This window comes from Alkalibacillus aidingensis, assembly GCF_014595945.1.
Classification (GTDB): Bacteria; Bacillota; Bacilli; order Bacillales; family Alkalibacillaceae; genus Alkalibacillus; species Alkalibacillus aidingensis.
In genome coordinates, this window is the sequence record NZ_JABXWU010000003.1 from 157,987 (window position 1) to 184,294 (window position 26,308).

Here is a 26,308-nt window from a genome sequence, read left to right on the forward strand (position 1 = left end):
ATTCATTCAATTCTTAATTGTAAGGGTTTTCATTATTAGGGAGGAGGTTGTTAGATGAATTTAAGTGATCAGTTGTCGTTAACAGCTCAAGAACATTTGATGAAGCCAGCTTATGTGTTTAATGGGGAAGAAACAGATTATCAAACATTAGAAGGGTCGGTAACTAAATTTGCTTCAAGTCTAAAATCGCTTGGTTATGAGAAGGGGGATCATATCGCGCTTGTGGTTGGGAATACACCACATTTTGTGATTGGTCTTTACGGTGCGATGCGTTTAGGGTTAACAGTGATTCCGATTAACCCAATTTATACAGCAGATGAGATTGCTTACATAGTCAATAATGGTGATGTGAAAGGGATAATCACGCTAGATATTCTCATGGAAAAGTTTGAGCAAATGGCATCAATGATTCCTGATGTTCAGCATTACATTGTCGGAGAAACCACCCGACAATCACAAGAACATGAGTCGACGTTACAAAACCAGTCCTATTCATTTACGAAACTCATACAGGATGGAAGCTTAGAGTTTGAACGTCCGACGTTAAATGACGATGATACAGCTGTCATTTTATATACGTCTGGCACAACTGGTAAGCCAAAGGGTGCAATGTTAACGCACCAAAACCTGTACTCGAATGCGAAGGATGTCGCTGAGTATTTAGATATCAATGAAAATGACCGAGTTATAGCAGCTTTGCCAATGTTCCATGTTTTTTGTTTAACAGTCGCTTTAAATGCTCCGTTGGTCAATGGTTCGACGGTTTTAATCGTCCCGAAATTCTCTCCAGAAGCGGTATTTAAAATTGCGAAGGATTATGAATCAACGGTTTTTGCCGGTGTACCAACCATGTATAACTATTTACTTCAATATCCTAAAGAAGAGGAGAAGGATTTCTCAAGGATACGCCTATGTATCTCGGGAGGGGCTTCAATGCCTGTTGCGTTATTGGAACAATTTGAACGGCATTTTGATGTTCAAATTTCTGAAGGCTACGGTTTATCAGAAGCATCTCCTGTAACATGTTTCAATCCTTTAGATCGCCCCCGTAAAGCAGGCTCGATCGGGACTAATATTGTTAATGTTGAAAATAAAGTTGTCAATGAACATGGCGAAGAATTACCTACCGGTGAAGTTGGTGAACTGGTTGTACGTGGACCTAATGTGATGAAGGGTTATTATAAAATGCCTGAAGAAACACAAGCGACCATTAAAGATGGCTGGCTTTATACAGGTGATATGGCGCGTCAGGATGAAGAAGGTTATTTCTATATTGTAGATCGTAAAAAGGACCTTATTTTAGTCGGTGGTTACAATGTTTATCCACGAGAAGTAGAAGAAGTCCTTTATAGCCACGAGAGTATTACAGAGGTAGCAGTTATTGGGGTGCCTGATGCTAACTTAGGCGAAGCCGTAGTTGCCTTTGTCGTTTCGAATGATGATTTCCTGACAGAAAATGAGTTGTTAAAAGTTTGCCAAGATAAACTGGCCAAGTATAAAATTCCAAATGAAATCAACTTCCTAGACGAACTTCCTAAAAATACAACCGGAAAAATTTTACGAAGAAGCTTACGTGATCAATTGGCATCACATTAACAAAGTAAGCGTTTACAAGGTTCCGTGGCGTTTTGACGCTGCGGAACTTTTTTTGATTTACCTGTTGATTTTCTAGGTCAAGAGGCATATAATGGTTAGCAATATTCCGAAAGGCTTTAATGCATAAAAGCGTGTATGTAGAAAAGGGAGGAGACTAAAAAATGAAAAAATTATTGTTGTTATTGGTAATTGGTGTGATATCCATACTAGTTGCGTGTGGTTCTGGAGCGATTGAAGAAGGAAGTGAAGAGGGTAACGGTGATGAACCAGAGGATGAAATTAACGGTGACGAACCGGAAGATGAAGATGAAGATGAGGTGACCCGTGATAATGCTGACTTTGTTGTTGGTGTTTCTCAAATCGTTGAACACCCATCTTTAGACAGGGCGACTGAAGGCTTCCAGGACGCTTTAGAGGAAGCCGGGCTAAGTGTTTATTTTGACATATCATTAGCACAAGGTGATAACAATAATGCGTCTCTCATAGCTGAACAGTTCGTTGGTGATGAGGTTGATTTAATCTTTGGTAACTCAACGCCAAGTACGCAATCAGCATTAAATGAAACAGATGAGATTCCGATTGTGTTTACATCAGTAACAGATCCAGAAGGTGCAGGTCTCGTGGATACAATGGATCAACCAGGTGGCAATGTAACAGGAACGGCAGATATGCACCCAGATGCGGTACCAAGTGCAGTGGAATTAGTTGAAGAAATGGGATATGAATCAATCGGATTAATATATAATGCATCTGAACAAAACTCTGTTAGACAAATAGAGTTAGTCAATGAAGTAGCAGATGAAAATGGTTTAGAGACACATGAAGCTACGGTTTCATCATCATCAGAAGTGATGCAGTCTGCTGAATCTTTAGTCGGTCAGGCAGATGTTTTCTTAATTATTACAGATAATACAGTCGTTAGTGCATTAGAATCGGTTATTTCTGTCGGCCAAAATGAAAGTATGCCTGTATTTGTTAGTGAACTAGATTCAGTAAGACGTGGAGGTTTCGCCGGTTATGGGTTTGATTACTATGATATCGGTTATGAAGCGGGTGAAAAGGCCGTTAAAATCTTAGAAGATGGCGAAAATCCAGGAGACATCCCAGCATCTTATCCACAAAACCTAATTCTAGAAGTCAATGAAGAAGCAGCTGAACTAATGGGTGTAGAGATCACAGATGAATTAAGAGAACAAGCGGAGATTGTAACCACAGAAGAAGAAGGTGAGTAAAGCATGGTTAGTGCATTATACGGGGCAGTTGAATCAGGATTAATTTACGCGATTATGGCACTAGGTGTTTATATATCATTCCGTTTACTAGATTTTCCTGACTTAACGGTAGACGGAAGTTTTGTTACAGGTGGCGCTGTCACATCCGTGATGATTGTTGGTGGTGTCGATCCTTTTACAGCTACTCTAGCAGGTGCTATCTCAGGCTTCTTTGCAGGATGTATCACAGGCATCCTGCATACCAAGGGTAACATTAATCCATTATTATCAGGTATTCTGATGATGATTGCCCTTTATTCTATTAATCTAAGAATTATGGGACAGCCAAACATCCCACTCTTAAATGAAAACACCTTGTTTACAACGATTAGTGGTTGGTGGGAAGCAATGAATTTAGAGGCGATTTTCATGGCGCCATTTAACTGGTTAGGAATCGCCGACTTTGCACCGAGATCCTTTTATACTCTAATGTCTCTTCTAGTTGTGATTATTATTGTGAAGAAGTTAATGGACTTTTTCTTGAGGACGGAAGCCGGTGTAACATTGCGAGCTACAGGTGATAATGCCAAGATGGTACGCAGCTTTTCAGCCAACACTAGTTTATATATTGTAATTGGCATGGGGATTTCCAATATGTTAGTTGCGTTTAGTGGTGCGATGATCGTTCAGCATAATGGATTTGCGGATATTAACCTTGGTGTCGGGATGATTATTATTGGTTTAGCTTCGGTGATTATTGGCGAGGTGTTGTTTGGTAAAGACAAGATCGTCCGAATGACACTGGCTGTTGTTTTAGGTGCGATTATTTACCGAATTATATACTCATTAGCTTTGCGCGTAGACTTTTTAGAAGCGAGTGATATGAAGTTGATTACCGCGATTATTGTCGTTGTGGCTCTCGTATTCCCTAACTGGCTGGGTCATTCTAATGCCAAAAGCCAGTATAAAAAGTCAAAAGCACGTGCAACGGAGAAGAAAGGAGAGATTCACCTTGCTTCAACTAAATCAAATTCATAAAACCTTCTATCCGAACACACCAGATGAACGGCAGGCACTGGTTGACGTCAACCAGCAGCTTGATGTGGGTGATTTTGTCACAATTATTGGAAGTAATGGTGCAGGGAAATCTACTCTTCTTAATACATTAGCTGGCACGATCATTCCCGATGAAGGTGATGTTTGGATTGACGGAAATAATGTTACAGGGTTCCCCGAACAAAAGCGTGCACGTTATATCGGTCGGGTTTTCCAAGATCCGATGTCAGGGACTGCACCAGGTATGACTATCGAAGAAAATATGATGATCTCACTTGGGCGAACCAAGCGTCGTAGCTTGTTTCGTGGTGTATCCAAACAGTTACGCGAACGATTTCAAGAGCACCTATCGACCTTAGAGATCGGCTTAGAAGATCGGTTGAATACTAAAGTCGGTTTATTATCAGGTGGTGAACGTCAAGCTCTATCCTTGCTCATGGCAACTTTTACAGAACCTAAAATATTATTACTAGATGAACATACAGCAGCACTCGATCCGTCCAAAGAAGAATTGATCCTAAAGTTAACACGTGAACTAGTTGAAAAACACAATTTAACCACTGTCATGGTAACTCACCAAATGGAGCAGGCAATAGACTTCGGGAATCGCCTTTGGATGATGGATGAAGGAAAAATTATTTTCGAAGCCAACGGTGCCGATAAAGATAGATTAACTGTTGCAGATCTCCTCCAAAACTTCCAAGATATCCGTGGTAAGAAAATGGCAAGTGATCGAGCGTTGTTGGCGAAGTGATCTAGGTAAAGGTGTCTATTTTAATAACTTTTAAGAACAGTGCCAATCTGAGATTGATAAAATCTCGGATTGGTTTTTTGTATATTGTAAGGTCACAATTTTGAAAGCAATGTTAAAAATATGAACGTAGGATTGTGGATACTAATTTAGTTTTATTGTCAAGTTTTTTTATCAATACCGTTCATCACAGGTATATTTACCTGTTTGTGAAAAAAGTGTTGACTGACTAATAGAAAGGTGACATGGTCGGTTTAATTCTTTTAACGATTAAAAAACACTCCCCTTTTAAAGTTATTTTTCATGGTGTTATAAGCCTATTAAGTGAAGTTAAAACCGTTTTTAAGGCGCTTGTTTTTAAAAAAAATAAATTTTTTCTTTATGTTTTGTTTTGTGTATACGTAAGGAAAATTAGTGGTGATTTTTATGTCAAATTAGCTAAAAATCGGGCGATAATGCAGAAAATAGTGGTTTTACTTTTTATGACAAGTTTTATAATATATATTTAATTTCTGAAAGGGGAGAAAAATATGAATATTAAAGAAGATGGTCGTATTACTTTAGAAACATTAGCAGTATTACCTCATGAATTTTCAGATGGCGTTTTTGGTTCATATGTTGTGAATAAAGGCGATGATTTTTATTCTTATCTAACACCGAAGCAGCTAATGGAAGATATCTGTAATTATTTTGCTTGTAGTTTGAAAGGTCGTTTGGATGCCACTCGCAAATCTTTTAACGTCCAACGAAAAGCCCCTATTGTTGTTGAACCTTCATCAAATATGTACTTCATGCCTACTTCATCGCCTCATTCTCCTGAGTGTGCTTGGATTGCGCATAGCTATGTCTTAAATCTAGAAACATTGGCTCCTAAACAAACACGAGTGATCTTCAATTGTGGTAAGACATTAAATCTTAATGTTTCGCCGACATCGTTAACTAACCAGATTCGTAAAACTGCACAGTATCGTCATTTGGTGACAGAGCGAATTTCAAGTTACCGGGTTTAGGTACATCGCTTTGACAACACCCTGGCTTATTGCTAAAATTCGCTTAATATCCTTTAACAGACTAATATATTGAATAAGAGGGTGATGAGATGGGATATGATGTTGCAATAATCGGTGCAGGTTCCATGGGGATGGCTGCTGGTTATTATTTAGCGAAGCAGGATCAGCGTGTCGTGTTGATTGATGCATTTGATCCACCACATAGCGAAGGTTCGCACCATGGTGAAACTAGATTAATTCGCCATGCTTATGGTGAAGGAGAAAGTTATGTTCCGATGGCGCTTCGAGCTCAGGAGCTTTGGGGTGAGCTTGAACAGGAATCTGGTGAAGCGTTATTTCATCAAGTTGGTGTGCTAAATATCGGTGATCGGGATTCGGATTTTGTTAAAAATGTGATCAAAAGTGCAGAAGAGTTTGAATTAAACCTTGAGACATTAACAGCTAAAGAAGTTAATGCACGTTGGGAAGGTTTTAATTTAACAGAGGATTTGTTTGGATGTTTTGAGCCAGATTCAGGGGTGTTAATGAGTGAGAAGTGTATCCAGGCTTATCGTAATTTGGCAGTAGGTGCTGGGGCCGAATTCAAAATGAATCAACAGGTTCAAGCTGTTGAGACTAGTGATGATCAAGTGACCATTCAGTTATCAGATGGTGTTGTGACTGCTTCTAAGCTAATTGTCTCGGCTGGAAAGGGAACGAACCAGGTCTTATCGTTGTTGGATGAACATGTGCCACTTCAGCCTGTCCGAAAAACGTTTTCATGGTTTGACTCAAATGAGGAAACCTATGGAAGTGGCCATTTCCCAGGTTGGGCTTATGACGCAAATGATCAGACGTTTTATGGCTTTCCTAGTATTAATGGTCAGGGAGTTAAAATTGGTCGTCATGATAGTGGAGAGCTATTGGAACATTCACTGGAATTAGCTGAGTTCGGGACTTATGAAAGTGATCGATCTGATGTGGTCAAGCAAACTAAGCGAATTTTTAAAGAGGAAATGCCTCATCGTATGGGCAAGGTCTGTACATATACCAATACACCCGATGGCGATTTTATAATTGATCAGCTTCCAGGTTACACAAATGTGATTGTCGCATGTGGGTTCTCCGGTCATGGCTTTAAGTTTAGCAGTGTTGTAGGAGAGATTTTATCACAATTAGTAACAAGTGGTGAAACAGAATTTAACCTGTCACCATTTAGAGTGGATCGATTTTAGGCAATTAAATAATATAAGGTGAAACACGTGAGTTCTGAAATGAATCACGTGTTTTTTATGGGAAAAATGCATATGAGTGTGATTATCTTATTGTAGAGTTCTCATGACTGTTTTCTCGCCCCGTGAACCGCAAAATGTACAATGGGTATAAAAAGAATAATGCTTTTTGTGATCCTTTTACATAATAGTCTTAGTTCCTGAAAAACTAATACAATCGAGAAGGAAAGGACTGAACTCCAGTGCTTTATATCTCCATTGTGGTCGGTGTTTTGTTAGTAGTCGTTTGGTTCATGCCAAAGAAGTTGGATAAGCGAGATATATTAATCATATGGATTAGTGCAGCATTTACCGAAATTGTCATTGATTTAACTCTAGATAAAACTCTCGGCTTTTATTATTTTGGGGATTCAAATGAACTGAGTGGAGGCGTCTTATTGATCAAGTTATTTACTGCTCCACTATTTGCATTACTGTATTTAAACTATATGCCTCATGACTTTAAACGGTTCATCCCATATTGGATTGCTTGGGCTGGTTTTGCTACTTTCTTTGAATGGACAACCGTGTATTTCGATTATTTAAATTATACTGGATGGAAATTGTGGTATTCGGCTATTTTTTACCTCTTTATTGTGCCGGTTTTTAGATGGTATTACCTTTACATCAAGCATTAAATGTTAAACATAAACCGGTTATTTGATATGTCTGGTCTAATGTTTCTTTTTTAATTGGTTAATTTGTTTTTCTAGGTAGGCCATTCTGTTGGTTAAATATGTCATTTTAGATTCCATGAATGAGGCAAATTGATAAATGGAGTAGCCGATAAAAACAATGATTACCCCGAATATGATATCCAGCAAACTTGAATTCGTTCCTAATCCAAAACTAATCAATCCTAATGTTGTTATGATTAAGCCAATCACACCTAAGATGGTAGCCATGTGATTAACTGTTTTTAAGTTCATTTTTTACTCACCTCTATAGGTTTTACTATGCCCTAAGTATTCATGAGAACATGATTTTAGCCATTTTGTACGATTACCATAACACATTTTAGTTAGAAAAGTCGAAAAACTTGGAATCCATATATAGAATTCCAAATATATTAGTAATAGGTATTTAGTTTCAAAAGCTTCAAACAAAAACTACGCATAGTCGGGTGTTGGTTTGTTGGTCGTATCGATCGTTTCGAACATCAGCTCATATAAAATCTGTTCAACTTTCTTACGGACAGCTGGGTTAAAGTACCGACGCTCTTCCTCGTATCCGTGGGCCAAAAATAAATAGGTGGAAAAGGTGTCGTTTTTTTGAATAAATACGACATCCATTTTGCGTTGGTCCATATTCTTCCGTAAATCTCGTCGTTCGGTTCGTGCTTGGTGAATCATGCGACGGAGCAGTTCTAAGTAAGGCTCTTTTATTTTAAACGATCCTGATTCAATTAACTTGATGTCTTTCTCTAAAACAACGATGGCCATCGATAAAAATAAGAATCTTGATGCTATTTTTCCTTCCTCTTCATTTAAGTATTGCACAGTGATCCCTCCGTTGTTATTAGTTATCGAACGTTTGTTCTATTATATGATAATCTTGATAAAATATCAAACACTAAAGAAGAAAAGATTTCGTCTCTAAAAGTGGGCAAGCGTTCATTTTTCTTATAAAATGATAAGTAGAGACCAAAGATGGGAGAAAGAGACCATGAATGAAGACGTTTCAAACTTAGATGAACTACAAGACATGATATCGGATTCAGTCGTTGGAGATTTTATCATTCAATTGTTGCAATTTTATGGTGGTTTTGGTCCAATTCCGGGGATTCTTCTGCCATTTATAGAAGCGTTCTTACCGTTTTTGCCAATTATCGTGTTTATATTAGCGAACTCGATTGTTTACGGATTGGTCATGGGTTTTCTTTTATCATGGGCAGGTAGTTTGGCAGGAGCGATTATCGTCTTTGTCTTAGTGCGAAAGAGTGAAAAGTTTCGCTGGGTAAGGCGAATTAAATATCAGAAGCATATTCAAAAGATTACGACCTTCTTTGATCGACGTGGTTTTACGCCATTATTTTTATTATTGTGCTTTCCGTTTTCGCCTTCAGCCTTATTAAATGTCGTTGTGGCATTTACGAAGATGTCAATTAAACAGGTGATTTTAGCTTTAGCGTTAGGAAAAGCGGTCATGATTTTTTCAGTATCTTATGTAGGGGATAGTATAACGTCATTTGCAGAAGAACCTGTAAAAACGATCATTGTAGGGATTGCGATTGGTCTGTTTTGGATCATCGGAAAATATATTGAGAAGCGAATTCAAACAGACGTTGAGCGAGAAGATGGTGAAACGACCTAGCCTATAAAGGGGGAATGAGTGTGGGTTTACAGTTTATTTTAGGACGAGCTGGATCAGAGATTGGCTCGTACTGTTTAGAAGAAATTGAACGTGAATTAAAACAGGATCCAACAGGTGATCCGATTTTTTATATTGTTCCAGACCAAATGGCATTTCAACAAGAGTATGATTTATTAAGAAAAAGCGATTTAGCTGGGTCTATTCGTGCTCAGGTGTTTAGCTTCTCACGGTTAGCTTGGTTTGTGTTCCAAGAAGTAGGAGGGGGTACGAAGCCATTTGTGACGTCAACTGGAATCCAAATGCTGTTAAGAAAAATTGCCGAGGAACATCAGGAGTCGTTTGATGCTTTTCAAAAAGCGATGGATAAGCAAGGTTTTATCGACCAGTTGGAGAAAATGATCACCGAGTTGAAAAGATATCGTGTGACACCGGAATCGTTGCAAAGCGTTCTAGATGAGTTGAGTCGTTTTGAGCATTTAACGCCTAATGAAATGGCGTTAAAGCATAAGCTTGAAGATCTATTACTTATTTATGAAAAATTAGATGAACAACTCAAAGGGCATTATGTGGATAGTGAGGATCAGCTTGAACTGTTGGTTGAAAAAATTGCTCAAACTAATGTGTTAAGCCAGTCAACTATTTATATCGATGGCTTCTATCGGTTTACACCACAAGAGCTTTATGTTCTAGAAGCACTCATGCGTTATACAAAAGAGGTTAAAGTTGCACTCATCTTAGATGAAAAGCACCAAGAAGTGGGTGAACTTGATTTATTCTTCCAAACGCGTAAGACTTATGAATCGTTAATCGAAATGGCTGATCATCATCAGATAAATGTAAAAGACACGATTAAGCTTTATCCTGATGAGCGTCGCTTTAAAGATAACTTGGCATTTCAACATCTAGAGCGCCATTTTGACCAACATCCGGTGCAAACTTTTGAAGGGGAGGCACCGATCAAATTAGTTGAGGCGGTTCATCCAAGAGCAGAAGTCGAAGGGGTTGCTCAAGAGATGATTCGCTTAGTACGTGAAGAAGGCTATCGTTATCGCGATTTTGCGGTGTTAATGCGTGATGATCGTACTTATCATGACTTAATTGAAACTATTTTTAAAGATTATGATATTCCAGTTTTCTTAGATGAAAAGAGAACGATGTTAAACCATCCGTTTATCGAGTTAATCCGTAGTGCGTTAGAATTGGTTGAACGAAACTGGCGTTATGATACGTTATTTAGGTTACTTAAGACAGGCTTTATTAAACCCACAAATGAGGCGTATCCATTAAATGAAGAGGCGATTGATCTACTAGAAAATTATGTGCTTGAATACGGAATTCGTACGCGTGAACAGTGGTTAAAGGAGCAGGGTTGGACTTATCAACGCTTATTTGGACTTGATATTCGTAAGCAAACAGACGAAGAGTTAGAAGTACAAAAACAAATAAATGCATACCGTCAACAGGTCGTAGATTACTTAGAGATGTTTGATGAACAAATACGCCAAGCTAAAACGGTCAAGGAGCGCTGTCAAGTTATTTATAGCTGGCTTGAACAAATTGCAGCACCTGAAACGTTGGAAGCACTTCGTGACGATTTTGATGCTCGTGGTGATGTCGAAACAGCACGTGAACAAGAGCAGGCATGGCAAGCAGTCATGCAGCTATTTGATGAAATGGTCGACATGTTAGGTGAAGAGGAGTTTTCTTTGAAATTGTTTGGCGAGGTTATGGAAGCAGGTTTTGAGACACTAAAGTTTTCCCATGTTCCCCCAACCATTGATCACGTGATTGTTGGTAATGTTGAACGCTCCCGTATTACCGATGTGAAGGTGAACTTTATTTTAGGAGTTAATGAAGGTGTGTTCCCGATGAAACCAATGAGTGAAGGGTTAGTCACCGATGAAGAGCGTGAATTATTAGACTCACAAGGGATCACATTAGCGGATCAGGCGGACCGGGTCTTATTAGATGATCGTTTTTATATGTACTTAGCATTTACTCTCGGAAGTGAACAGTTATGGGTGAGTCATCCGTTTAGTGATGCAGAGGGAAATCAAAAGACCGAGGCCCCCATTATTAAACAACTAAAAACGATGTACCCACAAGCAGAAGTGAAAATGTTACTCGATGATGAGGATGAAGAAGATCCACTTCGATTTATTACCAATCCAGTAAAGTCACGTGCGATATTAACAGCTGAATTATCAAGATATTTGCGTGGTTATCCAATTGCCGGGGTTTATTGGGATACCCTACATTGGTTTATGGAAAAAGAATCAAAAACAGATGAAACCCAGCAAATTTTAAGCAGTTTATTTTATCGCAACGAGCCAGTTGACCTCGAACCAGAAACAGCTAAGCAAATATTTGATACAACCATCAAATCGAGTGTGTCGCGCTTAGAAACCTACCATCAGTGTGCTTATCATTATTTTGCTAAATACACGTTAGGTCTTAAGGAACGTAACTTATATCAATTAGAAGCTCCGGATATCGGTCAATTATTTCATGAATCCTTAAGATTTATTACTGAATGGGTGTATGAAGATGGTAAGGCGTTTTTCGAACTCACAGAGGAGGAAATTTTACAATATGCACGTCGGGCAATTAATCAGTTGGCCCCAATCCTACAGCATCAAATCTTGTTTAGCTCAAATCGTTACCGTTATATTTTACGTAAGTTAGAACAGGTAATCATTCGGGCAACAACGGTTTTAGCTAACCAATCAAAGCAATCAGACTTTGTACCAGCAGGAATTGAGATTGGGTTTGGTCGTCGGGAAAAGTTACCACCACTAACACTTGATTTACCGGATGGGTATCAATTAGAACTAAGTGGTAGAGTGGACCGAGTCGATCAGGCTGAAATTGACAATCAATTATTTTTACGAATTATTGACTATAAGTCTAGCAAGAAAGATTTAAGCTTAGTTGATGTGTATTATGGATTAGCCCTCCAGATGTTAACGTATTTAGATGTCGTTTTAACTCATTCTGATCGTTGGTTAGGAAAAGAAGTGGAGCCTGCGGGTGTCTTGTACTTCCATGTGCATAACCCGACTTTAAATGAAACGGATATTAAGTCCTCGGTGGAAGAGGAACTATTTAAACAATATAAAATGAAGGGCTGGCTATTAGAAGATGAGCAGGTTGCAGCTGCCATGGATAAGTCAGTTACCGGTACGTCACAAATTGCACCATTTGGTGTGAGAAAAGATGGTACTTTTACAAAGACTTCAAGAACTGTTGATAAAGATATTTTTAAGCGAATGAATCAATATGTCAGAGGGGTCATGCGTCAAGCGGGTAGTGAAATTGTACAAGGTGATGTTAGGCTAAATCCTATTCAAAAGAAAGATCATGTCGCTTGTACATTTTGTCCGTATAAGTCAGTCTGCCAATTTGATCCATCACTAGAGGAAAAGGATTATGAACGTTTGAAGGAAGAAAAAGACGAAGTGATGCTCGAGAAAATGTTAGCAAGAGAGGGGGAGAATAAATGAAGTGGACAAAGGAGCAAGAATTAGCTATTTATGAAGGTGGCAAGGATATTCTCGTCTCTGCAGCAGCTGGCTCGGGGAAGACGGCCGTGTTAGTCGAGCGAATTATTCAAAAGATGCTCGATGAAGAAGATCCCTATAATATTGATGAAATGTTAGTGGCGACCTTCACGAATGCAGCAGCCCAAGAAATGAGAACTAGAGTCGGCCAAGCTTTGGAGAAAGCATTAGAGTCGAACCCTAAGAGTGTCCATTTAAAAAAACAAATCGCCCTTCTCCAGCGAGCGAATATTTCAACGTTACATGCTTTTTGTATGAATGTTGTGCGTAAGTATAGTTACCAATTGGATATAGACCCTAGTTTTCGTATTTTAGATAATGTAGAGTCTGAATTACTCAAAAGAGATGTGATCCAAGAGGTTTTTGAATATTGGTATGGAAAAGAAGGTGAGGAACAGGAAGCCTTTTTCCGTTTTGTTGACAGCTTTTCTAATGACCGTAATGATGAGCAGGTAGAAGAGCTCGTACTAAAAGTCCATAACTTTGCGATCCAGAATCCTTGGCCAGTTCAATGGTTAGATGAATTGGTTGAGATGTATGATGTTGGTGACGATTCAACTCTTGATGATTTAGTATGGATGCCGTATGCCAGAGCAGATATTAAAGAGGCGTTTGAATCCTTAATGTTTGACGTGAATCATGCGATCAATCTGGCACAAGAGGTTGATGGCCCTCAGCATTATTTAGAAACGTTAGAACAGGATAAAGAATTATTTCAACAAGTGATGGAGTATATAGGAGCTCCCTGGGAAGATTTACGCCATGCTTTGTTAGAAAGACAAAGTTTTGCTCGTTTATCTAGCAAAAAAGTAGAATGTAACGAAGATTTAAAGCAGCGTGTGAAAGATATAAGAGACCGTTATAAGAAGAAGTATTCAGGGGTAATCAAGCAATGGTTTCAGCGCGAACCATCCGCTTTAGTGAATGATTTACGGAAATTAAAACCACAAATTGAACAGCTAGTTAAGGTGGTTAAAGAGTTTGATGAACGATTAGAAGTGGAAAAACTGGAGCGAGGCGTTGTTGATTTTTCAGATCTAGAGCATTACAGCTTACAAATACTTTTGAGTGAAGACGCTACCCCTGATAACCTAAAGCCATCTGAGGTTGCTAAACAATTCCAAAAACAGTTTCGTGAAGTGTTGATTGACGAATATCAAGATACCAACTTGGTTCAAGAAACAATCCTAACGATGCTAACAGGAGATGAATCTGGTGGCAATCTATTTATGGTTGGAGATGTGAAGCAAAGTATTTACGGCTTCCGTCACGCTGAGCCAAGCTTGTTTATGAAAAAGTATCAAGAATTCCAAAATGGTGAGAATTCAAATATGCGAATTGACCTAGCTAGAAACTTTCGTAGTCGTTTTGAAGTGTTATCTAGCACGAACTACGTTTTTCGACAGTTGTTAGATGAACAAGTTGGTGACATGGAATACGAAAAAGAGGCTGAATTAATTTACAGTAATAAGGTTTATGATACGTTAACAACTTCAGATGTGGATACAGAGCTTCATATTATCACACGTGATAAAGATGACGAGAGCGAAGAGCAATCTGATGAGTGGAAGTACCTTGAGAAAGCCCAACTTGAAGCGCGAGCTTATGCAAAGAAAATTCAATCTTGGGTAGGTACGGATGGCTCTCGGCCGATGTCTATCATTGATAAAGAAACCGAGCGTCCAAGACCGGTAAAGTACAAGGATATTGTCATTCTCATGCGCTCAAAACCTTGGTTTGGTGTCGTGGTAGAGGAGCTTAAGCAGTTAGGGATACCGGTGTATGCAGATATGTCAGAGGGATACTTAGAAGCGATTGAAGTACAAGTGATGTTAAACTTGTTGAAATCAATTGATAATCCTAAGCAGGATATCCCACTTGCGAGTGTGTTGAAATCACCTATTGTCGGTTTAAATGAAGATGAGTTAGCAAAGATTCGTCTGCATGGACGAAAGGAGACATTTCATCAAGCTGTTAAAAATTACATGAGAGCTGGTGAGGACGGCGAATTAATTCGTCGTTTGGAACGGTTTTTTAGCATGTTTACCAAATGGCGCCAAGAAGCAAGGTATGGTGCTTTATCTCAACTGATTTGGCAAATTTATCGCGAGACAGGTTATTATGAATTTGTCGGTGGCACACCCGGTGGTAAGCAGCGACAAGCCAACTTGCGCGCTCTTTATGACCGAGCACGTAGTTATGAGAACACAGCCTATCGAGGTCTCTTTCGTTTTTTACGTTTTATCGAAAAAATGGAGGAGAACGGAGAGGATCTAGCAGCTGCACGTGCATTAGGTGAGCAAGAAGATGTTGTTAGACTGATGTCGATTCACTCTAGTAAAGGTTTGGAATTCCCCATAGTGATTCTGGGTGCAGCTGATAAGGATTTTAACACAGCTGATTATAAGAAACGTTATTTGATGCATAAGCGCCTTGGCTTAGGGGCTAAGTTTATGGATGTGGATAATCGCATTATGTATAAAACGTTCCCATTTGAAGCAATTTCGGTTGCCAATAAGCGTGAAATGTTAGCCGAGGAGATGCGTGTTTTATACGTTGCTTTAACACGAGCAAAGGAGAAGCTAGTCATTGTTGGAACGATTAACGACTGGGACAAACGTCATGCTAAGTGGCAGGAGATTGCTTCGCATCCACAATGGGTCTTACCACCACACGTTCGAGTAGAGCAATCCAACTATTTAAATTGGATTGGTATGTCATTAATCAGACATGGTGGGACGGATAAATTAGGGGAAGGGCCAGTTGACAGACAGGTTCCTAGTGAAATTCGTGATGATGATTCAACATGGCAGGTTTGGATTGAACATGCGAGTGTTTATGAAGAACCTGAGTGGATTACGGTCAAACGTAATGATGATTTAGAACAAGCGATTAAAGAATGGGACTCTAGTAAAATTGAAGCAAAGTCAGATGAATTTGACAAAGTTGGTCAACGTTTAACCTTTTCATATTCTTTTCCAAGTAGTGTTCATCACCGAGCGAAGCAAACGGTTACGGAGTTAAAAAGATTACGACAAGAGGAAGATGAGACCAGTGCGACTGATTTCATAAGACGTTCAATAAAGCATTCACTCAAACGTCCACGTTTTATGCAACAAGATGACCAAACGCTGACGAAGGCCGAAATCGGTAGTGCGATGCACGCTGTTATGCAACATCTTCCTTTTAATCGTGAATGGGAGGAAGACGGTTTACGTGAGTTTGTATCTGATTTAGTTATCAAGGAAATTTTGACTGATGAGGAAGCAGATGCGGTTGATTATCAGTCAATTTTACAACTGTTTAAAACACCAGTTGGCCAGATGCTGCTAAATGCAGATGAGGTTAAACGCGAATTACCATTTACGATGGAGCTAAGTGCCAAGGAGATCTATCCAGATTGGCAGGATGACACAGATGAAAGTGTGCTCATTCAAGGTGTCATTGATTGTATTATTAAGTATGAAGGTAAGTGGTATTTAGTTGATTATAAAACAGATCGCGTTGTCGGTGATCTTGATGATCAGCAGATTAAAAGACTGTCTGACCGTTACAAATTGCAGGTTGATCTATATTGTCGCGCCTTTGAGAGTATATGGAATGTTGATTTAGAAGGAGTATTCTTGTATTACTTTGATCGTTCACTAATGATTAACCTTTAAATACCAAGCGCCATTTCATACTGTGAAATGGCGCTTGGTATGTTTTTTATATTAACCTTTCATTGTTGAGCATAATCAATTGAATTGGCGATATCGACCAAATTATCGGGTGTAATGAGCTCTGTAATTCTTCGGTCAATACTAATCATATACTGCCAACCTTCCTTTTCGAAAACGAACACATTAAACCCAGCAATAGCTATATACTTAGCTTCATTCCCATAATTGAGTGAGTACTTTCCAAGAGTTTCCTTGTTTTCGATGGGGATTTTTTCTTCTAATGGTCGAATATCAATTTTATAATGATTGATTAATAATTCTTCATTTAAAAAAGTGATTTCAAGTGAATGGCCTAGTTGGTTTTCCTCTCCGTTTTTAAATCGTCCGAACTGATGTGTAAATTCAATGGGTGGAACACGTAATGGCAGTGTTACGCTCCGACCGTAATATTCTTCGAACGCTCCAACGGCCTCTTCTACCGTCGTATAACCCAGATCAGGGAATGACTCTTCAAATGGTTTAGGATTATCTACTTCCTGCCCTTCGACAGATAAGGTTGGAAACATAGCTAAAATAGCTATTAATAAAAGGTGCAGAACTTTCCACATAACATCACCTAGCATTCATTTTCTCGTATCTTTCCCCATATAATGATTAATTATCCTGTCACAGAAGTTTAAACAACAATGTGATGTATTTAATTTTATTTAAAAAGTGAGGTATGCTATAATCAGATTATAATAATTATAAATAAATACTTATTATAAACAGGATAGGGGGAGGACTATGGAGAATTCTACTTCATTATGGGGAAATATATCACGACATCTGGAAATGATCTTTGCAGGTCTTGGTGGGGTGTTGTTACTAACGGCGTTTATTTCAGAGTCTTATGATGCCGGTGCCCTTACTGCAGTTTTATATATATTAGCTTACGTGGTTGGTGGTTATTTTAAGGCAAAAGAAGGCGTTCTTGACCTTATTCATGATCATACCTTAAATGTTGAAATCCTCATGATTTTAGCGGCAATCGGAGCTGCCTCAATAGGTTATTGGCATGAAGGCGCGATCTTAATCTTTATCTTTTCAGTGAGTGGTGCTTTAGAAACTTATGCGACACAAAAGAGTGAGCGTGATCTATCGACATTAATTCAACTGGCACCTGAAGAGGCAAATAGATTAAAAGAAGACGATACGGTCGAAACGGTAGCTTTGGATGCCTTAAATGTTGGTGATCGTGTACTTGTTAGAAATGGTGAACGGATTCCGGTAGACGGGGAGATTCTATCCGGTCAAACTTCTATTGATGAATCCACTATTACCGGGGAATCGATTCCAGATGATAAGCAATCAGGTGATGAGGTGTTTAACGGAACGATTAATGGAGATGGTTCTGTTATTGTTCAAGTGACTAAACGAAACCAAGATTCTTTATTCCAAAAAATGATTCGCCTGGTTGAAGAAGCAAAAGAAAATCGTCCTCCGAGCCAGCAATTAATCGAAAAAATTGAAGGTCCTTATGTAATCACGGTTCTTGTAGTAGTTGGATTAATGCTAGTGTTTCCACCATTTGTTCTCGGGTTTGACTTTGAGGAAACCTTTTATCGAGCCATGGTGTTATTAGTTGTTGCCTCCCCTTGTGCGGTGGTTGCATCTATTATGCCAACACTACTTTCGGCGATTAGTACGGGGGCGAGAAAAGGAGTACTTATGAAAGGTGGAAGTTACTTAGAGCAGTTATCAAAGGTGAAATCAGTTGCTTTTGATAAAACAGGAACGATTACAAAGGGTGAACCTGAGGTGACTGACTTTTATGTTAAAGAGGGAATTGATGAGTCACATGTTCTAGAGCATGTCGTCGCTATTGAAAACCAATCCAACCACCCACTAGCACGAGCAATTGTTCATTATGGTGAAACTAAACAAGTGGAATTCAAAAATGGTATTAATGAAATGGAAAATATAACTGGGTATGGTGTGAAAGCCATCTTTAATCAAGAAGCTTGGTATATCGGTAATGAGCAGTTGATGAAATTAATGGAAGAGAATGTAGAGATCCCCTCTGATATACAAGAACGTAAATCCTACCTGCAAGGACAAGGGAAAACCGTTATGCTGATAGGTAAAGAAGGATTGGTGACAGGGTTAGTGGCGGTTAAGGATCAAATTAGGCCTGAGGCAAAACAGTTAATTCAATCATTGAATGAAAAAGGAATAAAAACGATCATGATCACTGGTGATAATGAACAGACGGCACAATCGATCAGCAGTGAAGCAGGAATTAAGGAGTGGATTTCTGGTTGTTTACCTGAACAAAAGGTGAAAGAAGTCGCCCATTTAAAAGAAACTTATGAATCAGTTGCAATGGTTGGTGATGGGGTGAATGATGCACCAGCTATGGCTAAAGCCGATATTGGAATTGCTATGGGTTCAGGAACTGATGTGGCCATTGAAACAGCTGATATGGTGTTGATGAATAGTAAGCTTGAAAATATCACCTTATCATTTAATTTATCCTCAAGATTAAATCGAATTATTAAGCAAAACTTAGTCTTTTCCATTGGTGTGATTATTGTTTTAATCGTTGCTAACTTCTCTCAAAGTTTAACGTTACCTTATGGCGTCATTGCCCATGAAGGAAGCACCATTCTAGTTATCTTAAATGGATTAAGAATGTTAAAAGAATAAGACAAAGAGACTTGGACAAATGTTTATAATTAAACTAATGACCGTCCAATGAACTGATCGTTTAATCATTGGACGGTGTCTTTTTAATTCATCGTTATTTATTCCCAGCGATTTGTTGATCTTTTAAATCTGGGTCAACTGGATTAGAAGTACTTAGTAGATTATTAGTTTGGATTAATTGTCCGGTATTTAATGCACCAGACCCTGCGTTTGATTTAGAAGAGCTTTTGGGTGCAATATAAAAGGCATCTCCAAAGTTGACAGTTCCTCCATCAACACTATTAATCTTTAATGGGCCAACAATAGACGGCATCTCATCACCTTCTTATTATAAATAAAATCCTATTCCTCACAATTAATCAATTACTTGATCATCCGTTTCGTGATCATCCACTTCTTCTTCATCATCAGCCTCAAGTAGCTGCCTAACATGCTTAATTTTGCTAAAAGCATCACCATGTTCTAGCGAGCCAACATGTAAGGTTGAGCTTGCTGTAATACCAATGACATTGATATTACCTACTTTAATAGGCTGTTTTTCTTGTCGTGACACTTTACACTGAAATGGTTGTAATTGCTTTGGAAAAGGTTGATCCATGAAATGATAATATTGAAAAGTATGTCGTTCCTGGAATTCTCTACTATAATATGCGCCTTCTCTTTGAACGGCAAGGGCGACTGATTGGGGAGTCAACCATTTTGTATCGCCGATTCTTATACTAGAAGAATTATCTGTGGACTGGCAATTGACGGTTTTGACAACACTATCACGCATAGCATCACCTTACCCTGAAAATGGAACGACTGGTACGATATTCTCAATATAATAGGATTCTGGTGGCGTATCAAAACTGGAAGAAAATTGCAGATGATTGGCATCACCAATTAAGAATAGTGATGAGGATGAGACCCCTGTAATTTCTATGTTATCAACATATAATTGCTCGTTGATAAATTTAACGTTCATCAGGATGCTCCTTTATTTTCATAATATGATCTTTTACCCCTTTTAAAATTTCAGAACGAATGTGTTTTACGATAGTTGGAATTTGCTCATTTTCAATAATCACTCGCTCTTCGGGGTTTATTTGCGATAAATATTCCTTCACCCTTTTCGGGACTTGTTTTTGTACATCTTGAAGGATTAACATTTTCCACTCATCGGTCACCTTAAGGTCATGTTCTTGTGCATACTCATCGATGGCTTTTGGTAATTCTTCACGTAAGAAAGGTGATAACTCCTCCATTGCTTGCTGTTCTAAATGAGTCATTCCTTCTTGTTTTGGTAGATCAATCTGTTCAAAAGGTAGATCGTTTTGTGGGGTTAATCCGATATTGAGTGTCCCCTCTAGCGTTTCAATTTTTAATTGTTCAAAATGGTATTCAACTGAATCAATGGTAGCCTTTGATTCCTCTTGTTCAGGCTGCTCTTGGGACATGTTTTGGAGTAAGGATAAGATTTGTGCCATTTGCTCGATTTGATAATCCACCTTCTCCTCAAGCCGAGCCAACCTTTCAAGAATATATGGATGCACATGCATATCACTCACTCCTTTTTAGAAAAATCACTTATTACTCGCAAGTGGCAGCCTTGGAATAGGCACCAGTGGCTGCTCAATCGGGTCTGCTTCTTCTGCTGGTTCAGTATAGCCCCCTGTGTTATACGCATTAGAGACAGCCTGAATACAGCCAGAGCTTCCAACTTGAAGCACGGATGAGTTGGTTACTGCGTCTACTTTCAGAAAATGAATATGAATGTTTTGGTGGACTGTTAATGTCATCCGATCACACCCTGATCAACAAAATCTTTATCATAAACATAGACCTGTGAAAATCCAAGTTCGACCTCGATGTGATCACCCGTATTAAAAGAACCTCCACCTGCAAATGTTTTTGCACTACTCATCGGTTGCATCATGTAGACATCACCGATTTGAAAAACGCTTGAAGAGGAGACACTTACCACATTTACAGCACCAACAAATGCAGGCATATAACCTATCTCCTTTCATAGTAATATATGTATCTTATAATGAATTGACACCTTATAACCGATTTAGATTTATAGTAAAAAATTAGCAAACTCGTAAAGATTGCTCGTTATAAAGTGACCTTTTCATCAGGTTCATAATGTATGATAGAGCCCCTATTGTTAAAAAGTAGAAATGGCTTATAATGGAGCTAAGAGGTGAGAGGATGAAAGAAATAACGGGGACAAGAAAACGTATTATTTCGTTAGATGCAATCAGAGGATTTGCGTTATTCGGTATTTTAATGGTTAATATATTGGCTTTTCATTCTCCTCATTTTTTATATGGTGGGGCTAGTGAGTTTTATCAAGCTGAATGGGATGGGCCTTTTTTAGTCATGATCGATTTATTTTTTCAAGCTAGTTTTTATCCATTATTTTCATTGTTATTTGGAATCGGTATGTATCTAATGTATGAACGATTGCAACAAAGTGTTCAGAACGAAGCAAAGAAGGTATTAAGACGACGCATGTTCGTGCTCGCATTAATTGGTTTAGCACATGGGCTCTTCATCTGGTATGGTGATATTCTACTAACTTATAGTATTGTAGGCTTATTTACTTTATTGTTTATACATAAATCCGTTAAATCGTTAGTTAAATGGGCAGCTTCTATGCTGTTAATCACCACGCTATTATTAACGTTTATGTATTATCAAGCACGTGACTTTGTTGACGGGTACCAAGATCACGGGGCGATTCGAGAGTCTTTTGCCCATTATTTAGGTAGTTATTCAGATATTTTAAGTCGTAATTTTACAGATTGGTTAATTATGTTTGATCCATTTCAAATAATAATTATCACTTTAACGATTTTGCCAATGTTTTTAACAGGAATCATTATCGTCAAGTTGGGATGGCTAAAGGATATTGAGGGAAATCTTAAGCAGATAAGAATGTGGCTTGGCATTTCATTTATTATTTTTGCCCTGTTTAAAATCGGTCCGTATGCATTTGGAATGCCAGCTTGGATGGATTTCATGCAAGATACGATTGGGGGATCGTTTTCGAGTATATTTTACTTATTGTTATTACTAATTTTATTTGAAAAAAGGTATTTCTTCAGATTCCAACGAATTATGTCAGGAGTTGGGAAGTTATCATTAACGAATTATTTAATGCAATCGGTTATTTGTTTCTTAATATTTTATGGCGTTGGTTTAGGGTGGTACGGTGAATTAACCGTTCCAGCTTTAGTCGCTCTTGCTTTGTTGATTTATAGTATGCAAGCCTTGTTTAGCCACTGGTACTTATCTAAATATCAATATGGGCCTTTTGAGTGGATCTATCGAAGCTTAACCTATGGGCGTAAACAAGCGTTTAAGAGGAGGGCTTAGCATGAAGCGTAGTTGGCTAGAGGCAGAGTCGAAAGAATGGGTGGAAGAAGGGATAATCGACGAAGCTCAACAGCAACAAATACTTAGTAAATATGAAAAACAATCAGGTGGTTCAGTTATTTTCTTCTTTGCGGCCATTTTAATTGGCTTGGCCTGTTTGACGTTTCTCGCGGCTAATTGGACTGAAATTCATCACTTGTTACGAGTGACGTTAATTATAAGTTTTTTAGTTAGCTTTTATGTTTTAGGTTATTGGATGTTTGAACGTGGACGGGAGAGCTACGGGATATTTTGTAATGTAGTTGCTCTGGCTATTTTTGGTACTGGAATATTCTTGTTTGGGGATATGTATCATTTCAGTATGAATAGCGTTTTTTCGTTTACGATCTGGACCATTGCTGCCTTCTTAATCTATTTGAGCCGTCCACACATATTCATTTGGATAATCGGCTTAGTCATCGCTTTCGCTGGCCAAATGATCAGCACATTTCAGCTTCATGATTTCAATTGGTTATTATTAGCAGTATTTGTTGTGGCTTACGGTGGGGTCATCTATGTTCGCAAGCATGAAGGGTTATCTTGGTTGTTTGCTTCTTTACTTACGGTTCAGTTATTTGCCTTTTCAGTTTCAGAAGTCGACTATTATTGGTTTACGGTTTTTGCCTTATTAATCTATTTACTTAGTTATAGCGTGGCGTCTCGTTCGGTCCAAAGACCTTTATACGGGGTAGCTATAGGTTCTATGTTTATCATAACCATTTATCATGCACTACTATTTGAGAATGTGACTAGGGTAGAAACGTTCACTGTTAATGACTATTACTTCTTATTTCTAATTCCTATGTTAAGCTTAGCTGTACTTTTTGCGATTCTGAATAAAGAAAAATTCGGAGTTATCCAATTAGTTTTATTTGTTCCGGTATTTATATTTGGAGAATATGCCTCAATTATTGCTTGTTTATTATTATTCATCGTGTCCATTAGTAAATTACTTGAAGGTTATTATTGTTATGATCAACAGAAAGTTAGGTTTGGAATAGCAGGATTTTTACTAAGTACATGTGTTGTATATTTCCAAATGGCTTGGGATTTCTTAGACCGCTCGCTTTTCTTTTTAATTGGTGGGATCATTTTGTTTGTGATTGGAGTTTTACTTAATCGTCAGCACAGTGGTCGGTTAGAAGATCGCAGGAAGGATGGGTGATCATGCGTAAAAAACTCTTTTTTATAACGGTTATTTTGCAAGTACTATTTTTATTGGCCATGGTCACATCAAGCTATCTGCTAGAGCGATTTGGAGAGACTATTAAATTGCAAACAGAGGCTTATGATTCGCAGGATGTTTTTTATGGTGATTATGTCGAGCTTAAATATTTAGTGGAGGAGATTAGGCCAGAAAATTGGTTTTCTTCTGATGAAGTAAAGCCTAATCAACGTATATATGTGTTATTAACACCAAATGAAGATGGGATTTATCAAGTGAAAGCTGCTTCTGATATGAAGTTAGAAGCAGAGGGGGATGAAGTTGTTATTCAGGCTCGCTACCAATATCAAGATTTTAATGAAATTCATCATATTGATTTAGATATTGGACGTTACAACTTGGAAACGGGCGAAAGAGAAGAGGTTGAAGCTTCACAGGAGCGTTTGATTGTCTCCGTGGCTTTATCGCCTTGGGGTCAGAAGAAAGTTGTTGATGTTGAAACAGTCGAAGTTGAAGAAGAGTCATAAAGTAATAAGTCTTCATGGTGTTATGGTTCGATTTCGTTTATAATATGTAGCGAATCATAATGAGAGGTAGAGATGTAATCATGAAAGAAATGACATCACGTATTTTTGTGTTTTTAGTCGGTATATTTATTTTAATTGTTTTAAATATGTATGGAGAAATATTTCACGTTTTGTATTTCCACAGAGCAGTGGAGTTTTTTGTGATTGTGATCTTATTAGGGGCCACGATTTATGGATCGCTCACGTTAAATAAATTGCTGGACCGGTTTCCATATAAATTTCAATTACAAATCGTTGTCAACATAGCTATTTTAATTTTTATCGCTTATATTATCTTCACTTAAAGATGTTGAGTGTTTATTTTATTTAGGAAGGCTGGAAAGGACATGAGTAAAGAGCGGTTATTGATTATAGAGATTATTTTCTCGTTTGTGACGTTACTGTTTATTATCCTTAATTTTGTGTTGGACAATCCACTTTATATTACGATTGCCTTATTAACAGGTAGTGTGATGTTAGGAATTATGGCCGTAAGACGGTTTGTTGAAGGGAAGAAAGTGTTTGGTGTAGTAATTGTTCTGTTGGCGCTGTTTGTTTTTATTAGCGCGGTTATGGAGATTGTATAAGAGTTAGAGTAGGGACGAAGTGTTTATATGAGAAGGTTCCCGACTAATAGGTGGAGTAAATACAATTTATGGAAATGCACTTAACGGTGCTATAGTAAGTTTCTTAAACCAAAAAATACGCAATAAGTTGAATAATTATTAAAGGCACTTGGCTACTAACCCAAGTGCCTTTTTACATTTTTTGGTTTTACTTAACGATTGATCGATGAGTTTCAAAGTTTCCGACTTAAACACCACTGGTTAAAATCACAGGACTTCTTTAATTTTTGAAATAGCCCAGTCTAAGTCTTCTTTTTCGATGATTAGTGGTGGGGCAAATCGAATCACATTTTCGTGTGTTTCTTTACATAATAACCCTTTTTCTTTTAGTTGTTCGCAGTATTTACGGGCTGGTTCGTGTAGTTCAACACCGATAAATAATCCTTTACCTCGCACGTCTTTGATGATTGGGTTGTCAATTGATTTTAATTCGTTAAGCATATGTTCACCTAACTCAAGTGAACGTTCGGCTAATTTTTCATCTTCTAATACTTCAAGTGAGGCTAGGGATACGGCACATGCTAGTGGGTTTCCACCGAATGTAGAGCCGTGTGAGCCTGGATTGAAGACGCCTAAGATATCACGGTTGGCAACCACACATGAAATTGGGAAGACACCACCGCCTAACGCTTTACCAAGGATTAAGACATCCGGTTCTACATTTTCCCAATCACAAGCAAACATTTTACCTGTACGTGCTAAACCTGCTTGGATTTCATCGGCAATAAATAGGACGTTATTTTCTTTACAGACATCATAAGCTTCTTTTAGAAAGCCTTCAGGTGGCATGACGATTCCTGCTTCACCTTGAATCGGTTCAAATATAAAGCCTGCTGTGTTTTCGGTAATGGCATCTCGTAAAGCATCAACATCGCCATAAGGGATAATTTTAATGCCTGGTAGTAATGGGCCAAAGCCACGCTGATATTCCTCTTCTGAAGAAAGCGAAACAGCTGTCATCGTACGTCCGTGGAAGTTCCCCACACAGGCAATGATTTCTGCTTGGTCTTCTTGTACCCCTTTGACGTCGTAAGCCCAACGACGTGTCGCTTTGATTGCTGTTTCCACAGCTTCAGCTCCTGTATTCATTGGCAGTGCCATTTCTTTATTAGTCATCTTACAAATCTTTTCATACCATGGGCCAAGCTGATCGTTATGGAATGCGCGTGATGTTAACGTTAAGCGATCGGCTTGTTCTTTGAGAGCGTTAATAATTTTCGGGTGGCGATGCCCTTGGTTAACAGCTGAGTAAGCACTTAACATATCTAAGTAGCGATTGCCTTCAGGGTCTTCTACCCAAATTCCTTCAGCTTTGGCAACGACAATAGGTAGAGGTTTATAATTGTTTGCTCCAAAATGATCGGTTTGTTCGATAATGCTTTGGCTTTGACTATTTTTTAACATTTAATCCCTCCTAATAATAAGCAAAAACAAAATAAAAAAACTGGA

General features: G+C 38.4%; 26 protein-coding genes. 16 read left to right on the plus strand and 10 right to left on the minus strand.

The genetic code is table 11. From position 1 onward, the window contains the following. Nucleotides 1-54: 54 nt before the first annotated feature. The 7 genes from HWQ49_RS08005 to HWQ49_RS08035 all read left to right on the plus strand — a co-directional run bounded on the left by HWQ49_RS08005 (nt 55) and on the right by HWQ49_RS08035 (nt 7,512). Nucleotides 55-1,596 (plus strand): fatty acid--CoA ligase family protein, encoded by a 1,542-nt coding sequence (locus tag HWQ49_RS08005; protein ID WP_188207081.1) that lies wholly within the window; start codon nt 55-57, stop codon nt 1,594-1,596. Nucleotides 1,597-1,757: 161 nt separating this feature from the next. Beyond that, nucleotides 1,758-2,828, plus strand: a complete 1,071-nt coding sequence (locus HWQ49_RS08010) for an ABC transporter substrate-binding protein (RefSeq protein ID WP_188207082.1) — start codon at nt 1,758-1,760, stop codon at nt 2,826-2,828. 3 nt (nt 2,829-2,831) lie between these two features. Beyond that, nucleotides 2,832-3,845, plus strand: a complete 1,014-nt coding sequence (locus HWQ49_RS08015; RefSeq protein ID WP_188207083.1) for an ABC transporter permease — start codon at nt 2,832-2,834, stop codon at nt 3,843-3,845. Then, nucleotides 3,820-4,617: an ABC transporter ATP-binding protein gene (locus HWQ49_RS08020; protein WP_188207084.1), complete on the plus strand. Its 798-nt coding sequence runs from the start codon at nt 3,820-3,822 to the stop codon at nt 4,615-4,617. Before HWQ49_RS08015 ends, HWQ49_RS08020 begins: the two co-directional genes overlap by 26 nt. A gap of 527 nt (nt 4,618-5,144) precedes the next feature. After that, nucleotides 5,145-5,624 (plus strand): competence protein ComK, encoded by a 480-nt coding sequence (locus HWQ49_RS08025; RefSeq protein WP_188207085.1) that lies wholly within the window; start codon nt 5,145-5,147, stop codon nt 5,622-5,624. Nucleotides 5,625-5,713: 89 nt separating this feature from the next. Next, nucleotides 5,714-6,838 (plus strand): N-methyl-L-tryptophan oxidase, encoded by a 1,125-nt coding sequence (gene solA, locus HWQ49_RS08030; RefSeq protein ID WP_188207086.1) that lies wholly within the window; start codon nt 5,714-5,716, stop codon nt 6,836-6,838. A gap of 239 nt (nt 6,839-7,077) precedes the next feature. Further along, nucleotides 7,078-7,512: a hypothetical protein gene (locus tag HWQ49_RS08035; RefSeq protein WP_188207087.1), complete on the plus strand. Its 435-nt coding sequence runs from the start codon at nt 7,078-7,080 to the stop codon at nt 7,510-7,512. Between the two features lie 36 nt (nt 7,513-7,548). On the opposite strand, the gene HWQ49_RS08040 is transcribed toward HWQ49_RS08035, so the two are convergent. Both HWQ49_RS08040 and HWQ49_RS08045 read right to left on the minus strand, forming a co-directional pair. Next, on the minus strand, nt 7,549-7,803 hold the full coding sequence (locus HWQ49_RS08040) for a hypothetical protein (RefSeq protein WP_188207088.1): 255 nt from the start codon (nt 7,801-7,803) through the stop codon (nt 7,549-7,551). A gap of 180 nt (nt 7,804-7,983) precedes the next feature. After that, entirely contained in the window at nt 7,984-8,373 is a 390-nt protein-coding gene (locus HWQ49_RS08045; protein ID WP_188207089.1) for a hypothetical protein, read from the minus strand. Nucleotides 8,374-8,539: 166 nt separating this feature from the next. Between HWQ49_RS08045 and HWQ49_RS08050 the strand changes: the two genes are divergently transcribed. From HWQ49_RS08050 to addA, 3 genes are read left to right on the plus strand one after another with little or no spacing between them, the layout of a single operon-like run. Then, a complete protein-coding gene (locus HWQ49_RS08050; protein WP_188207090.1) occupies nt 8,540-9,187 on the plus strand; it encodes a TVP38/TMEM64 family protein in 648 nt (215 codons plus the stop codon). 20 nt (nt 9,188-9,207) lie between these two features. Further along, nucleotides 9,208-12,690: a helicase-exonuclease AddAB subunit AddB gene (gene addB / locus HWQ49_RS08055; protein WP_188207091.1), complete on the plus strand. Its 3,483-nt coding sequence runs from the start codon at nt 9,208-9,210 to the stop codon at nt 12,688-12,690. Further along, nucleotides 12,687-16,409, plus strand: a complete 3,723-nt coding sequence (gene addA, locus HWQ49_RS08060; protein ID WP_188207092.1) for a helicase-exonuclease AddAB subunit AddA — start codon at nt 12,687-12,689, stop codon at nt 16,407-16,409. The genes addB and addA overlap by 4 nt, the downstream gene beginning before the upstream one ends. Before the next feature lie 59 nt (nt 16,410-16,468). Here the strand turns inward: addA and HWQ49_RS08065 are convergent, their stop codons facing one another. Next, entirely contained in the window at nt 16,469-17,032 is a 564-nt protein-coding gene (locus HWQ49_RS08065; protein ID WP_188207093.1) for a hypothetical protein, read from the minus strand. Between the two features lie 127 nt (nt 17,033-17,159). Between HWQ49_RS08065 and HWQ49_RS08070 the strand changes: the two genes are divergently transcribed. Beyond that, nucleotides 17,160-19,097, plus strand: a complete 1,938-nt coding sequence (locus tag HWQ49_RS08070) for a heavy metal translocating P-type ATPase (RefSeq protein WP_394810769.1) — start codon at nt 17,160-17,162, stop codon at nt 19,095-19,097. A gap of 94 nt (nt 19,098-19,191) precedes the next feature. Here the strand turns inward: HWQ49_RS08070 and HWQ49_RS08075 are convergent, their stop codons facing one another. Genes HWQ49_RS08075 through HWQ49_RS08100 form a run of 6 tightly spaced genes read right to left on the minus strand, consistent with a single transcriptional unit; the run spans nt 19,192 to nt 21,090 of the window. Then, nucleotides 19,192-19,410, minus strand: a complete 219-nt coding sequence (locus HWQ49_RS08075) for a spore germination protein (protein WP_188207095.1) — start codon at nt 19,408-19,410, stop codon at nt 19,192-19,194. Between the two features lie 42 nt (nt 19,411-19,452). Continuing rightward, on the minus strand, nt 19,453-19,872 hold the full coding sequence (locus tag HWQ49_RS08080) for a spore germination protein GerPE (RefSeq protein ID WP_188207096.1): 420 nt from the start codon (nt 19,870-19,872) through the stop codon (nt 19,453-19,455). Between the two features lie 9 nt (nt 19,873-19,881). Further along, nucleotides 19,882-20,064 carry a spore gernimation protein GerPD gene (locus tag HWQ49_RS08085; protein ID WP_188207097.1) on the minus strand — a complete coding sequence of 61 codons (183 nt, stop codon included), beginning with the start codon at nt 20,062-20,064 and terminating at the stop codon, nt 19,882-19,884. After that, the gene (gerPC, locus tag HWQ49_RS08090; RefSeq protein ID WP_188207098.1) at nt 20,054-20,638 is read right to left on the minus strand and encodes a spore germination protein GerPC; all 585 of its coding nucleotides are present in this window, start codon (nt 20,636-20,638) and stop codon (nt 20,054-20,056) included. Before gerPC ends, HWQ49_RS08085 begins: the two co-directional genes overlap by 11 nt. A 24-nt stretch (nt 20,639-20,662) precedes the next feature. After that, nucleotides 20,663-20,878 (minus strand): spore germination protein GerPB, encoded by a 216-nt coding sequence (locus tag HWQ49_RS08095; protein ID WP_188207099.1) that lies wholly within the window; start codon nt 20,876-20,878, stop codon nt 20,663-20,665. Next, complete coding sequence (locus HWQ49_RS08100; protein ID WP_188207100.1) at nt 20,875-21,090, minus strand: spore germination protein; 216 nt, start codon at nt 21,088-21,090, stop codon at nt 20,875-20,877. Before HWQ49_RS08100 ends, HWQ49_RS08095 begins: the two co-directional genes overlap by 4 nt. Nucleotides 21,091-21,293: 203 nt before the next feature. Here HWQ49_RS08100 and HWQ49_RS08105 point away from each other — a divergent pair, with 203 nt between their 5' ends. The 5 genes from HWQ49_RS08105 to HWQ49_RS08125 all read left to right on the plus strand — a co-directional run bounded on the left by HWQ49_RS08105 (nt 21,294) and on the right by HWQ49_RS08125 (nt 24,820). After that, entirely contained in the window at nt 21,294-22,463 is a 1,170-nt protein-coding gene (locus HWQ49_RS08105; RefSeq protein WP_188207101.1) for a DUF418 domain-containing protein, read from the plus strand. Nucleotide 22,464: 1 nt separating this feature from the next. Beyond that, nucleotides 22,465-23,667, plus strand: a complete 1,203-nt coding sequence (locus HWQ49_RS08110; protein WP_188207102.1) for a DUF2157 domain-containing protein — start codon at nt 22,465-22,467, stop codon at nt 23,665-23,667. Nucleotides 23,668-23,669: 2 nt separating this feature from the next. Next, nucleotides 23,670-24,194, plus strand: a complete 525-nt coding sequence (locus HWQ49_RS08115; protein ID WP_188207103.1) for a GDYXXLXY domain-containing protein — start codon at nt 23,670-23,672, stop codon at nt 24,192-24,194. 80 nt (nt 24,195-24,274) lie between these two features. Next, a complete protein-coding gene (locus HWQ49_RS08120) occupies nt 24,275-24,538 on the plus strand; it encodes a hypothetical protein (RefSeq protein WP_188207104.1) in 264 nt (87 codons plus the stop codon). A gap of 42 nt (nt 24,539-24,580) precedes the next feature. Further along, on the plus strand, nt 24,581-24,820 hold the full coding sequence (locus HWQ49_RS08125; RefSeq protein ID WP_188207105.1) for a hypothetical protein: 240 nt from the start codon (nt 24,581-24,583) through the stop codon (nt 24,818-24,820). Nucleotides 24,821-25,066: 246 nt separating this feature from the next. On the opposite strand, the gene HWQ49_RS08130 is transcribed toward HWQ49_RS08125, so the two are convergent. Next, a complete protein-coding gene (locus HWQ49_RS08130; protein ID WP_188207106.1) occupies nt 25,067-26,263 on the minus strand; it encodes an ornithine--oxo-acid transaminase in 1,197 nt (398 codons plus the stop codon). Between the last annotated feature and the right edge of the window lie 45 nt (nt 26,264-26,308).